The 13063-nt window shown below is 72.8% G+C and carries 11 protein-coding genes; 3 read left to right on the top strand and 8 right to left on the bottom strand.

Annotated features, from left to right (window positions below; genetic code table 11):
• Positions 1-3: 3 nt before the first annotated feature.
• Positions 4-1131 (bottom strand): ABC transporter substrate-binding protein, encoded by a 1128-nt coding sequence (locus OG702_RS20890; protein ID WP_327293306.1) that lies wholly within the window; start codon positions 1129-1131, stop codon positions 4-6.
• A gap of 298 nt (positions 1132-1429) precedes the next feature.
• Here OG702_RS20890 and OG702_RS20895 point away from each other — a divergent pair, with 298 nt between their 5' ends.
• Positions 1430-2200 (top strand): GntR family transcriptional regulator, encoded by a 771-nt coding sequence (locus tag OG702_RS20895; protein WP_327290426.1) that lies wholly within the window; start codon positions 1430-1432, stop codon positions 2198-2200.
• A 101-nt stretch (positions 2201-2301) separates the two neighbouring features.
• On the opposite strand, the gene tmpA is transcribed toward OG702_RS20895, so the two are convergent.
• Together tmpA and OG702_RS20905 are read right to left on the bottom strand one after the other, a co-directional pair.
• Positions 2302-3957: a 2-trimethylaminoethylphosphonate dioxygenase gene (gene tmpA / locus OG702_RS20900; protein ID WP_327290427.1), complete on the bottom strand. Its 1656-nt coding sequence runs from the start codon at positions 3955-3957 to the stop codon at positions 2302-2304.
• A gap of 275 nt (positions 3958-4232) precedes the next feature.
• Positions 4233-5018: an alpha/beta hydrolase gene (locus OG702_RS20905; protein ID WP_327290428.1), complete on the bottom strand. Its 786-nt coding sequence runs from the start codon at positions 5016-5018 to the stop codon at positions 4233-4235.
• Between the two features lie 254 nt (positions 5019-5272).
• Between OG702_RS20905 and OG702_RS20910 the strand changes: the two genes are divergently transcribed.
• The gene (locus tag OG702_RS20910) at positions 5273-5959 is read left to right on the top strand and encodes an NADPH-dependent F420 reductase (protein ID WP_327290429.1); all 687 of its coding nucleotides are present in this window, start codon (positions 5273-5275) and stop codon (positions 5957-5959) included.
• A 61-nt stretch (positions 5960-6020) separates the two neighbouring features.
• On the opposite strand, the gene OG702_RS20915 is transcribed toward OG702_RS20910, so the two are convergent.
• The 4 genes from OG702_RS20915 to OG702_RS20930 are packed head-to-tail and all read right to left on the bottom strand — an operon-like array spanning position 6021 to position 9301.
• On the bottom strand, positions 6021-6524 hold the full coding sequence (locus OG702_RS20915; RefSeq protein ID WP_327290430.1) for a hypothetical protein: 504 nt from the start codon (positions 6522-6524) through the stop codon (positions 6021-6023).
• An 11-nt stretch (positions 6525-6535) separates the two neighbouring features.
• A complete protein-coding gene (locus OG702_RS20920) occupies positions 6536-6988 on the bottom strand; it encodes a hypothetical protein (protein ID WP_327290432.1) in 453 nt (150 codons plus the stop codon).
• Between the two features lie 15 nt (positions 6989-7003).
• On the bottom strand, positions 7004-8845 hold the full coding sequence (locus OG702_RS20925; protein WP_327290433.1) for an alpha/beta hydrolase: 1842 nt from the start codon (positions 8843-8845) through the stop codon (positions 7004-7006).
• A gap of 3 nt (positions 8846-8848) precedes the next feature.
• A complete protein-coding gene (locus OG702_RS20930) occupies positions 8849-9301 on the bottom strand; it encodes a hypothetical protein (protein WP_327290434.1) in 453 nt (150 codons plus the stop codon).
• Between the two features lie 280 nt (positions 9302-9581).
• Here OG702_RS20930 and OG702_RS20935 point away from each other — a divergent pair, with 280 nt between their 5' ends.
• Positions 9582-10202, top strand: coding sequence for a hypothetical protein (locus OG702_RS20935; RefSeq protein ID WP_327290435.1), 621 nt, complete (start codon positions 9582-9584; stop codon positions 10200-10202).
• A 5-nt stretch (positions 10203-10207) separates the two neighbouring features.
• Here the strand turns inward: OG702_RS20935 and OG702_RS20940 are convergent, their stop codons facing one another.
• Positions 10208-12934, bottom strand: a complete 2727-nt coding sequence (locus OG702_RS20940) for an ATP-dependent Clp protease ATP-binding subunit (RefSeq protein WP_327290436.1) — start codon at positions 12932-12934, stop codon at positions 10208-10210.
• Between the last annotated feature and the right edge of the window lie 129 nt (positions 12935-13063).

The raw sequence follows: 13063 nt of genomic DNA on the forward strand, positions 1-13063 counted from the left end.
CGGTCAGCTCACGGCCTTCGCCCAGCCGGCCACCACGGCCTGCTGGGCGGCGTCGACCTGGGCGGTGGTCGGGAAGGTGGGGCTGCCGGTGACCGCGGGGAGCTTGGCGGCGGCCGCCTTGTCGACGGTGCCGTTCTGCGTCATGGCCGGCATCTCGGCGGGGCGGGAGAAGCCCTGGAGCCACAGGTTCTGGCCCTCGGCGCTGTAGAGGAACTCCTCCCACAGGCGGGCGGCGGCCGGGTGCGGGGCGTACTTGTTGATGGCCTGGCTGTAGTACTGCGCGTACTGGCCGTCGGCCGGCACGGTCACCTTCCAGTCCACGCCCTTGCCCGCGAACTCCTTGGCGTAGCCGGCGTTCAGGTAGTCCCAGTCGATGCTGATCGGCGTCTCGCCCTTCTCGACGGTCGCCGGGGTGGACTCGACCGGGTTGAAGTTGCCGTTCGCCTTCAGCTTGTGGAAGAAGTCCAGGCCGGGCTGGATGTCGTCCAGCGAGCCGCCGTTGGCCAGCGCGGCCGCGAAGACGCCGCCGAACGCGGAACCCGACTTGGTGGGGTCGCCGTTCATCGCGACCTTGCCCTTGTACTCGGGCTTGAGCAGGTCGGCGAAGGTGGTCGGGCAGACCTTGACGGCCTTGGCGTCGCAGCCGATCGAGACGTAGCCGCCGTAGTCGTCGTACCGCAGGCCGCCCGCGTCCTTCTGCGCGTCCGGGATGTCGTCCCACGAGGCGACCTTGTAGGGGGCGAGGATGCCCTGCGCGGCGGCCTTCAGCGCGAAGGAGTTGCCCAGGTCGACCACGTCGGGGGCGCGGCTCTGGCCCTTGCGGGAGGTGATCGCGGTGATCTCGTCCTGGCTGGCGCCGTCCGGGTTCTCGTCCGCGACCTTGATCCCGTACTTCTTCTCGAAGGCGCTGGTGAGGGCGCCGTAGTTGGCCCAGTCCGGCGGAAGGGCGATGGCGTTCAGCGTCCCCTCCTTCTTGGCGGCGGCGATCAGCGCGGTGATGCCGCCGAAGTCCGTGGCGGAGGTGGCCGTTGCGGCGTTCTTGCCGCCGCCGGCCGATGCCGAGCCGGTGGAGGACGAGGAGGAGCCGCAGGCGGTCAGGGCGAGCGCGGCGGCGGTGAGCCCGGCAGCCATGGCGGCGACTCGGACACGAGGGACTATCACGGGGTTCTCCTGGAAAGCGACGTGTGAACGGCGGGCAGTCGGACGGCCCGCCGACGGAGTGCCGAGGTTGGCTGTACAACTTTTGCCAGTACGCCGGGTGCCGGTGTCCGGCAGGTGAACAATCCGGCGACTTCAGAGGGATGGCGGCGGAATGTCGTAGTCCGCCTGCGGCTCCCGGTCCACCTGGGACGTCGCCCGGTGCCGGGCAGCGGATAGGGTCCAGCGGGACGGAGGCACCCGGATCGTGGTGCGGGATCGAGGGGGGACGGTGCGGGACGACAGCGCGGAGCCGGCCAGGGGCACGCTCTATCGCACCGTCGCGGCCGACCTCCGCGAGGCCATAGCCGCCGGCGCGTACGGCTCGGGCGGCAAGCTGCCCGCCGAGAGCGCACTGGCCGAGCGCTACGGCGTCTCCCGCGGCACCGTCAGGCAGGCACTCGCGGCCCTGCGCGCCGACGGCCTGGTCACCTCAAGGCGCGGGACCCGGCGCGTGGTGCTCGGCACGACGCGCGTGCAGAGCTTCTCGGAACTGGTGAGCTTCACCACCTGGGCCCGCTCGGTCGGCGAGGACCCGGGCGGCCGGGTGGAGCGCCTGGAACGGCGTCCTGCGGACGCCAGGGAGAGCGAGCAACTGCGCCTGGAGCCGGGCGCGGAGGTCGTCGTCGTGCTGCGGGTACGGACGCTGTCCGGCCGGCCGGTGATGGTGGAGCGCAGCGTCTACCCCCTGTGGGTCGGCGAGCTGGTGGCGCGGATACCGGCGGACGCGGTCTCGCACACCGAGCCGCTCCAGGAGCAGGGCGTGGTCTTCGCCGACGCCGACCACACCATCGACATCGTGCTCGCCGACGCCGACGACGCCCGGCTGCTGGGGTGCCGCGCCGGTGACGCGCTGCTCCGCGAGCGCCGCCGCTCCACCGACCCGGTGGGAGCACCCGTCGAGTGGTCGGAGGACCGGTATCTGCACGGCACCGTCGCCTTCACGGTGCACAACTCGATCGCCACCTCGGCGCTCTCCCGCCGCCACCGCCGCCCGGTCTGAGCCGCAGCGCGGCGGGGCACCCGCAGGTCGCGGGAGCGGCGTACGGCCGGTGGGGCGGGGTACGCCGGGCCCGCCGTCGGAGCGGCCGGGAGCGGCGCCCCCTACCCGCGCAGCAGCCGGGTGAGCAGCGGCAGGAAGTGGTCGAACCCAGGCATCGCGGCGCCGGGCTCCTTGGCCTGCTCGTCCCAGCGCCGGACGGCCACCGCGCCGGCCGCCTGCGGCATCGCGGCGAAAGCCGCCGCCTCCGCCTCGGTCATCGGACCGCCCTGCAGCCGGAGGGTGTGCTCCGAGGCCGCTGACAGGCCGGCCCGGTAGCCGGGCTCGGCCGTGCACAGGTAGCGCTTCGCGGCGACGTGCAGGCGTACCGGCTCGGTGACCTCGGGACCGAACCAGCGGGACAGCAGGTCGGCGCCCGCCTGCCCGTGCCGGTGGTCGCCGTCCCCCGCTTCCTCGGCCGCGTGGCCGCTGAGGTGGCCGACGTCGTGCAGCAGCGCCGCGGCCACCAGGTGCGCGGGCGCCCCCGCGGCCTCCGCCAGGGCGCCGGCCTGGAGCATGTGCTCGGCCATGGTGACCTCCTCACCCAGATACTCCGCGGCGCCGGGGCCGTGGAACAGCCCGGTCAGCGCGTCGAGGTCGTCCGCCCGGCGCAGGACGGCGAGGGAGGAGGCCAGGCCGTCCAGGTCGGCGTAGGCGCCCTGGAGGTGCCGGCAACCGTCCTGCGCGAAGGCGGTACGGGTGTGCAGCAGCCGGGTGTTGTCGAAGATCAGGCAGTCGCCCGGCGCGAGCCGGAAGTCCAGCTGGAGCCCGGGCCGGAGCAGCAGCTCGCCGAAGCCGCGGTAGGCGGCGTAGAACTCCTCCAGCGCCGCCGCCGGCAGCCGCAGCGTGCCGATCGACCGGTTGTTGAACCGCACTTCGCGGATACGCCCGAGCGGGTCCACGTCGATCAGCGGGCGGTCGGCGCGCAGTTCCGTACGGTCGTCGCGGAAGACGAAGGGGACCGGGGTACGGGTCAGCACCGCGAACGACGCCGGGTCCTCGGCCCGCAGCGCCGCCGCCGCGGCGAAGCCGTCGACGAGCCCGGAGTCGCCGCCGGTCGCGGAGTTCTCCAGGCAGTGCAGCAGTTGCAGGGTGGGGACCGGGTCGCGGTACGGGTTGTCGGTGTGCGGGGTTATCCGCGCCGAGGTGAAGGCCAGGTTGTTGGGGTCGGGCTCGACCCTGACGTCGAAGAGCCTGCCGTAGTTGGTCTCCCGGACGTGGCCGAAGGTCTCGGCGACGGCCAGCACCTGCCCTTCCTGCCGCGGCACTCCGCGCAGCAGCGCGAAGCCCAGCCGCTGCACCGCGTCGAGCACACGGGCCCGCCGTACGGGGCCGGCCAGGTAGTCGTCCCAGCGGGCCTCCGGCACGCGCCCGGTCAGGTCCGCCGCGGTCCACAGCTCCTTGCCCGTCTCGGTACGCCGGTCACCGGTGAGGGCGGAGTCCGCCGGCCGGTGGGCGTCCAGCCAGGTGACGGGGAAGGACGAGCGGTGGCCGTCCGGGACCCACCGGACCTCGACCGGGGCTTCCCCGCCGGCGGCCGGCTCCACGACCTCGCCCACGGCGAGTCCGTGCGGCAGGTCGGTGATCTGGAAGAGCTTCTGGCCCGAGCGCGGGTCCCGGCACTCGGGGCACGGGCAGTTGTCCCGCAGCCAGGCCGGCGGCAGCGCCGCGACCCGTGCGGACAGGTGGGAGGCGGCTGCGGCCCCCGGCTGATCTGTCATGGCGGTTCCCTCGGTGATCCAGGTGGGCGAAAGTTGTACAGCCAACTTTGGGCATGCTCGGTGAGGGGAAGGCCATCGGCAGGTGACGGGCGGGCGAAGACGCGGGAAGCGGCGCGCGGCGGGCGGGGTGGTCAGGCGGCAGCCCGGACCCGGGCCGCAGCCCGGACCCAGGCCGCGGCCCGGACCCGGCCGCGGGCGGGGTGAGCTCGGCCCGGGCGGGGTGGTCCGGCCGCGGCGCCCGGCTTGCGGGCCGGACGCCGTGACCGTGAACTGCGTCAGGCCGACGCGCCGGCTGCCCCGCCGAGGTGCCGGGCGAAGAAGCGGACCGCGCTGTCCGCCTCGAAGCGGGGCAGCTCCTTGTGCCGCCCCGAGTTCACGTGCAGCGACTTCTCCTTCGAGCCGAAGGCGTCGAACAGCGCGAGGCCCTGGTCGCGCGTGATGTGCTCGTCGTCCCACTGCAGGTCGAACTCGACCGGGACGGTGATCTGCCGGGCCTTCTCGGCCAGCGCGTCGGGCCAGTGCTGGCCGAAGACCGCGGCGGTGACCCTGGGTTCGACGGCCACGAACGGCACCCCGATCGCGGTGCCCATGTTGATGCCCCAGAAGCCGACCGGCCCGCCGGCGCCGATCTGCGGGAGCCCCTGGAGCGCGTCCAGGGTCGCCCGGTACTCGGGGACGGCGAGCTCCGCGAGGTGGTCGTTGTAGCGCACGACGATCGGGCCCTCCGGCTCGCCCGCCGCCCTCGCCCGGAACAGCTCGGCGACCTCGCGCTCGTCGTGTGCCGTACGCGGCCGGTCGCCGTGTCCTGGCGCGTCGATGACGGCGACGTGGAAACCGCAGGCGGTGACCAGGAGGCGCGCGCGGCCCGCCATGGCCGGATGCTTCTTGTGGTTGCCGCCGCCATGGGCCATCAGGACCAGCGGCGCACGGCCGGCCGCGTCGGAGGAGGGGGACCAGAGGACGCCGGGGATGCCGGGCGTTTCCGGGAGGCCGACGACGGTGAAATCGCGTTCGAGCACGCCGTTCGCGGACGCCTCAGCGGTGAACTGCAAGGAAGACATGGTGTGTTGCCCTTCGGGAGTGCTTCGTTGTCGAGGCGCTCCCGGCGACAGCTACGTCAATCGCCGGCCGTGACGGCAAGGGGGAGCACCCACAGGGATACAGCGGTCATGGGTCTCACCTCCTCGGCGGTGTCACGGTCGACCGGAAACTATCAGAGCGATCAGCGCGCCTCCAACCCTTTTCCCGCCCGGGGAGCATTACGCCGCGCAGGCCCGGGTGGAACAGATCCGTCACTCATCTCGTTGCTCCCGATATGGCTACTTTGGGACTCATCGGCAGTGGAAACATCGGCAGCACTCTGGCCCGGCTGGCGGTCGACAGCGGGCTCGACGTGGTGCTCAGCAACTCGCGGGGACCGGAGACCCTCGCCGACCTCGTCGCCGAACTCGGCCCGCGCGCCCGGGCGGGCACCCCGGCGGAGGCGGCAGCCGCAGGCGACTGGGTGGTGGTGACCATCCCGCTCAAGGCCTTCGCGCAGGTCCCGCGCGAGCCGCTGGCCGGGAAGACCGTCATCGACACCGGCAACTACTACCCGCAGCGCGACGGCCAGATCGCCGAGCTCGACAGCGGGGAGCGTACGGACAGCGAGCTGCTGCAGGGGCACCTGGGCGGCGGGGCCCACGTGGTGAAGGCGTTCAACAACATCTTCTTCCAGCACCTGGCGGCGCTGCCGCGCCCCGCCGGAGCCGCCGACCGCACCGTCCTGCCCATCGCCGGCGACGACGCCGGTGCGAAGAAGCACGCGGCGGAGCTCATCGGCCTGCTCGGCTTCGACACCCTGGACGCCGGCCCGCTCGCCGAGGGCTGGCGCTTCCAGCCCGGCGCCGCGGCCTACGGCATGCCCTACGCGGCCAAGCCCGTCCCGAACTTCATGGCCGAGCCCGCGGGCCCCGCGTCGGCGGCCGACGTCCAGGCGGCCCTGGCGGCAGCCCAGCGCTGACCCCCTCCGACGCTTCCGGGACCGGCACCGGCTGAACCCGGCCCCGACACCGGGGCGGGGTTCAGCCGGTGGGTGAGGCGTGGAAGCAGGGGGACGAGACGTAGAAGGTGATCAGGGGCTCGTGGCCGTCGAGGCCCTTCATCCAGGTGGCGTCGAGCTGGATCTTCGTGGCCTTGTGGACGGCGAGGATCTCCTGGTTGCGGTTCCTGCTGGAGTCGGGGCCGTTCTGGACGACCTTCCAGCCGTGCGCGGGGAGGCCGGCGGCCAGGTGGGTCATCGCCTCGGACAACGTGGTGTTGGCCACTCCGTAGAGAGACCACATCTGCAGCCGCTGGCGGTCCGGGCTGTTGTCGTCGTCCTCGTCGCACGACACGTCCGAAGGGGTGCCGTCCGGGGGAGCGCCCGCGGTCGTCCTGCCTGTGACCTGGGTCATCTGCCGGACGGCGACGGACTGCGCGCCGACCTCGCTCTCGACCGTCCGCGGGTCGCGCTTCGGCGTGCCTGCGCCGCCGCCGCATCCCGCGGCAAGGGCGAGGACGCTCGCGAGCGCCACGGCCGGCGGCATGTGGCGCGGCCTCAACGGCCGGGCTCCGCTGCGGGGATGAAGAAGCGGGAGTAGACGGAGAAGGCGATCAGCGGTTCGTGGCCGTCGAGGCCCTGCTTCCAGGTGGCTTCGAGCTGGGCGCGGGTCGGCGTATGGACGGCGAGGATCTCCTGGTTGCGGTTCCGGCTGGAGTCGGGGCCGTTCTTCACCACCGTCCAGTCACGCGCGGGCAGCTGGTCGGCGAGGAAGGCCATTCCCTGCTCGAGCACCGAGTTGTCCACTCCGTAGAGCGACCAGAGGTGCGTGACGTTGTGGAACGCGTCGGGGTCGTCCCCCTCGTCCCACGGCAGCTCCATGGGGCCCGCTTCGGTGATCCTGCCCTGGACGCGCACCATGTCGAGCACGGCGCTCGACAACGCGGCGACCTCCGCCTTCACTTCACCGGCGGGACGGACCCGCGGCTCGTACCCGAACTCCTCCGACACGTCGCTCCTTTCCCATTACCTCGGTTTCCCCCACGGCGACGCGTGATCGAGCTTGGTGTCACCGTACCGGCCGACGATGACGTCGGCCTGGTTCTGCAGGCTGACCGACGGCTTGCCGTTGTGCGTGTTCCAGTACGCGCTGTGGTCGCCGGCGTCGGAGCTCATGATGTTGCCGCCGAACTCCTCGTCGGTCGGGATGACACCGCCGCCGCCGAGCCCGAAGAGGCGCCCGCCCTCGCGGACGAGGTGGTCGAGGCCGCCGGCTCCCTCGGCCCACATGTGCGTGGGGTCGATGCCCAGATCCCCGGCGTGCTCGGCCTGCATGCCGGGGCTGCCGAGGGCGATCACGTCGTCGGCGTCCATCCTGTCGCCCCAGTCGCCGTCCCCGTAGGAGAACTTGGCGGTGTCGCCGATGAGCGTGCTGCCGTAGCTGTGGCCGATCAGCGTGGTGTGGGCGTGGCCGCCGGTGGCGCTCTGGTGGGCCACCGTGTTGCCGTCGAGGAAGCCGCGCAGCGCGGGGGCGCCGTCGTGCGCGTACGAGTCGTGGATGGCGGCGGGGATGTTGTCGGGAGCGTTGTAGTCGAACCAGGTGATGGTGGAGATGTTCGCGGTCGGCGCCTCGGCGTGGCTCGCCTGCCACAGGTTCACCCCCCGGTCGATGTCGCCGCCGATCTTGTCGAGCTTCGACGTCGTCCCTGGTACGTAGACGGCCGTGTGGTCGGCGGTGTCCGGATTCCCGTTGGCCAGGATGACCTTGCCGTCGCCTCTCCCCTCGGCGTCGAATCCGAGCAGGTACGCCTCCGGCAGGCCGTTGGTGCCGGTGGCGTCGAAACGGGCCTGGATGGCGTCCATCCCCTTCAACCGGTCCCGGGCGTGCTGGAGTTCGCGGTACTTGTCGCCGTACTCGGCGTTCCACACCATCCATTCGGGGGTGTGCACTCCGCGGCCCGAGGGGTCGGCGATGTCGGCCCATTCGGCAGGCGGCGGCGGGACCGCGTTCACCTGCGTGCGGTAGCTGCCGCGGGTCTCCGCAAGGACCGTGCGGTTGGCCTGGTCGCGGACGGCGGCGGGCAGGCCGTCGAGGGCGCCGACCTGGGCGGGGTGGGCCCCGAGGTAGTCGGCCTGTTCCTGGGGGGTCAGGCTCCGCCACCAGTCGGCGTCGGCCTGGGGCCGGCCGTTCTTCGGCGGTGGGGTGATGCGGTCGAGATAGGCGGCCGCGTCCTTGTCGACCCCTGCCATGTCCTGCTGGGCGTCCGCCCAGTCCGCCGCGGAGACCGTCAGGTCGTCGTCGGCCATCAGCTTGCGCAGCTGCGGCGCCCACTTCCCGTCGACCGCGGTGGCCTCCCGCAGCGCGTCGGAGATCCGGTCGGCGATGTCCTGGGCCGCGGTGTGGTGCGGGTTGGGGTCCTGCTGGGCAGCCTGGTGGGAGATCGCCCGGGCTGTCGGGTCCGCGAGGCCGGTCGCCGTGCCGCCCGCGACGGGCTTGCCCTTGGTCCCGCCCCCGGCGGGGTAGCTGACCGAACCGTCGGCCGAGACGGTGAACTTGTGGGCGGCCGCGTCCGCGACGGCCGCGTCGAACTTCGCCTTCGCGGGGCCCACGTCGGAGGCGAAGGCCCGCAACGCCGTGCTGACCAGGCCGCATTCCACCTGGACGTAGTGGAAGTTCTCGGTCAGCTGGCTGAGTTGGGCGTGCGCCGCGTCCGCGGCGACGCCCTGCAGGGAGCCGCGCATCCTCGCGCTGATGCCGTTCTCGATGTCGCCCCTGCCCTGGTCGGCCATGTCGCTCAGCGCCCGGTAGCCGTCCGCCAGGCCTTCGAACTGGGCGGTCCTGAGCGCGGTGAGGGCCGGTACGTCCACAGGTCAGCCCGCCTGGCTCTGGCCGCCGACGGCGGGCGTGTCCTGGTAGTCGTCGTCCAGCGCGTCGAACTCGGACTTGACGACGTCGTCGCTCGCGCCCAGGGTCGCACCCGCGGCGGCCAACTGCTGCTTGAGGGCCGCGCATCGGCCCAGCAGGCTGCTGACGTAGCCGCTCCAGGTGGGGTGCAGCGCGGCCTGCGCCGCCAGCGTCTCGAAGGTGCCAGCGGAGGACTGGTGGCTGGTGTCCATGCCCTGCTGGGCCTCGTAGAGCTTGCCGCCGGCCTTCGACAGGTTCTCGGCCAGCGTGCCCACGCCTTGCGCCGCCGCCTTCCACGCGGCCGCGTCCGACGCCACCCCGCCGCTGCCGACGGCGTCCACGTCGGCGTGCGCCAGCGTCGACACCGGCTCGGCGGACACCTCCTGCTTGATCCGGGCCCATTCCGCTTCGAACGACACAGCCCCCCACCCCTCCCGAACCCCCACCGCTCCCGGCGGAACATCGGCATCAGACTACGGTGCATTGTTGGTTCCATGACATGAGTAGCCCTACTCAGATCGCCCCGCAGGAAGCTCGCCGGCCGCGCCCGCTCGGCCGGCGTGCCCGGGTCCCCGCTCGACCGGGCGGACCGACCCGCACGCCGGCGTACCCCCCCGGGGGCGGTGGCGCACCCGTCGCATCCTGGCGCGACACCGCCCAGATCCGGGATGCTGTGCGTGACCGTCCCAAGGGGGACAGATGCACACACGCGCCGCCACCGTCGCCGTCGCCCTCACCGCCGCGCTGCTTTCCGTTGCCGCGTGCGGACCGACCACCACCGACCCGAAGGACTCAGGAGCGTCCCACACCAGTGCCGGGACCAGCGCCGGCAGGACCACCGTCAAGGCCGTGCCGGACGTTGTCGGCAAGGGCCTGCAAGCGGCCCAGGACGCCGCGCAGGCCGCCGGATTCGACGACCTGAGCAGTGACGACTCCCTCGGGCGGGCCCGCCACCAGATCCTCGACCGCGACTGGAAGGTCTGCTTCCAGAGCCCGGCGGCCGGCACGCGGACCGCCACCGCCACGACGCTGGACTTCGGTGCCGTCAAGGTCGCTGAGACGTGCCCGAAGACCGACGCGCGGCCACCGGCGAAGGCAGGCCGGACGATGCCGGACTTCGTGGGGAAGGGCCTGGCGGCCGCTCGCGGCAGCCTGCCGGACGACGCCTCGGTCACGTCGAAGGACGCGTTGGGGAAGCACCGGCTGGTCGTCGTGGAGTCCAACTGGAAGGTGTGCTCGCAGGATCCGAAGGCAGGAGCGCGGTTCACCGGGCAGCCCGTGACCTTCACCGCGGTGAAGACCGGCGAATCCTGCCCCTGACGCCGTCAGCCGGGCGAGCCCCACGCCCCCGGGTCGGGGTCGGCACCGGGCTTCGGCCCGGGCTTGTCCTCGGCCTTCTCCCCGGCCTCCGGGTCGGACTTCGGCTCGGGCGGCGCCGCCGCCTCGGGTTCCGGGTCCGCCGCGGGCGCGGGCTCCGGTTCGATGGTGAGGGTGTCGTCCACCGCCGTCACCCGGATGTGCGTGCCTTCGGAGAGTTGGCCGTTGAGGAGCATCCGGGAGAGCCGGTTGTCGAGTTCGCGCTGGATGGTGCGGCGCAGCGGCCTGGCGCCGTATTCGGGTTCGTAGCCGCGGGCGGCGAGCCAGTCGATCGCCTCCGGCGTGACGTCCAACTGCATGCCCTGGGCGTGGACGCGGCGGCGGGTCTCCTCCAGCAGCAGGCCGGTGATCTGGCGCAGTTCCGCCTCGGTCAGGCTGCGGAAGACGACGATCTCGTCGATCCGGTTGAGGAACTCGGGCCTGAAGTGCTCCCGCAGCGGCCGCAGTACGCGCTCCCTGCGGCTCTCCTCGTCGGCCGACGGATCGCCGGTGCCGAAGCCGAGGACGGCGCCGCGGCCGCTCACCACGTCGGAGCCGAGGTTGCTGGTCATGACGACGACGGTGTTGGTGAAGTTCACCGTACGTCCCTGCGCGTCGGTCAGACGCCCGTCGTCCAGGACCTGGAGCAGGACGTTGAAGACGTCGGGGTGTGCTTTCTCCACCTCGTCGAGCAGCAGCAGCGAGTACGGGTTGCGGCGCACCGCCTCGGTGAGCTGTCCTGCCTCGTCGTGGCCGACGTAACCAGGGGGCGCGCCCACCAGCCGGCTCACTGTGTGCCGCTCCTGGTACTCGCTCATGTCGAGGCGGACCATGCGCTCGTCGCTGCCGAACAGGGCCTCGGCGAGTGCCCGGGCCAGTTCGGTCTTGCCGACGCCGGTCGGGCCGAGGAAGAGGAAGCTGCCGATGGGGCGGTCCGGGCTGGCCAGTCCCGAGCGGGAGCGCAGTACCGCGTCCGCGACGGCGTCGACGGCCTCGTCCTGGCCGATCACCCGCCGGTGCAGGTGGTCCTTGAGGCCCAGCAGGCGCTCCTTCTCCTCCCGGGTCAGGCTGCTGACCGGGATGCCGGTCTGCCGGGACACCACCTCGGCGATGTCCTCGCCGGTGACCTCGGTGATCGTCGGCTCGCCGGGCGGCTGCCCGTTGCCGTCCTCGATGCGCCGGGTCAGCTCGGCGAGGCGGTCGCGCAGCTCGGTGGCGCGCTCGTACTGCTCGGCCGCGACGGCCTGGTCCTTGTCCCGGGTGAGCTGTTCCGCCTGCTGCTCCAGCGCCCGCACGTCGGTGCCCTTGGTACGGGCACGCAGCCGCACCCGGGCGCCCGCCTGGTCCATCAGGTCGATGGCCTTGTCCGGCAGGAAGCGCTCGGTCAGGTAGCGGTCGGACAGCTCCACCGCCGCGACCAGCGCCTCGTCGGTGTAGCGCACCTGGTGGTGGGCCTCGTAGCGGTCGCGCAGGCCGCGCAGGATCTCGATCGCGTCGGTGGTGGTCGGCTCGGGGACCAGGATCGGCTGGAAGCGCCGGGCGAGCGCCGCGTCTTTCTCGATACGGCGGTACTCCTCCAGCGTCGTTGCCCCGATGATGTGCAGCTCGCCGCGGGCCAGTGCGGGCTTGAGGATGTTCGCGGCGTCCATCGAGCCGCCCTCGCCGCCGCCCCCGCCCCCGCCGGCGCCGACCACCGTGTGCAGCTCGTCGATGAAGACGACGAGCCGGTCGGAGTCGGCGCGGATCTCGTCGATGACGTTGGTCAGCCGTTCCTCGAAGTCGCCCCGGTAGCGGGTGCCGGCCACCAGGCCGGACAGGTCGAGCGCGAGCACCCGGCGTCCGGCCAGGATGTCGGGCACGTCGCCGTCGGCGATGCGCTGGGCCAGGCCCTCGACGATGGCGGTCTTGCCGACCCCGGCGTCGCCGATGAGCACCGGGTTGTTCTTGCCGCGCCGGGAGAGCACCTCGATGGTCTGCTCGATCTCCTCGGCGCGTCCGACGACCGGGTCGATACGGCCCTGCCGGGCCAGGTCGGTCAGGTCGCGGCCGTACTTGTCCAGGGTGGGGGTGGTGCCGCCGCCCTCGCCCTGCCCCGTCCCCCACCCCGGCCCGGGGGCCGGGCCGCCACCGGGTACGGGCCTGCCGGGGCCGGGACCGGGGATGCCGCCGGGCACGGGCCCGGGGCGGGAACCGAAGCCGTCGGCGTTGAGGATCCGGCCGGCGGCGGAGTCCGGGTTGGCGGCCAGCGCCATGAGCAGGTGCTCGGGTCCGATGTAGCCCGCGCCTGCGCCCCTGGCCAGCTCGTGTGCGTCGATCAGCGCCCGCTTGACCGAGGGGGCCATCGCCAGCGAGGCGGGCGGCTGGCCGGACGGCGCCGCCGCGGCGCCCGAGTGCCGGTCGATCTCCGCCGCCAGCGCGTCCGGGTCGGCGCCGGCCCTGGCCACCAGGCTGCGGGTGGGCTCGCCGACCAGCGCCGCCCTGAGCAGGTGCTCGGTGTTCAGGTCGCTGCTGCCGTGCTCGGCGGCGTAGGCGGCGGCTGCGCTGACCAGCTGCCGTGCCGGCTCGCTCATCAGCCGCCCGATGTCGATCTGCCGCGGGCCCTTGGCGCCACCGCCCAGGAATCGTGCGAAGAAGTCGCCCAGGGGGTCGTCACCGGGGCCGCCGGGGCCGCCAGGACCGATGTATCCGTTGCTCATGGCCGTCTCCTCAGGCGTCCGCGCCGGGACGCGTGTCTCAGAGCCTGTGCAGCCTTCGGGTGCCCATCCTGCGGCCCGGCATACGGCCGAGCCCGGAAAACTTCCGTGACCAGTGGGATACGGGTGGTC

The sequence above is a fragment of the Streptomyces sp. NBC_01198 genome (assembly GCF_036010485.1).
Taxonomy (GTDB): domain Bacteria; phylum Actinomycetota; class Actinomycetes; order Streptomycetales; family Streptomycetaceae; genus Actinacidiphila.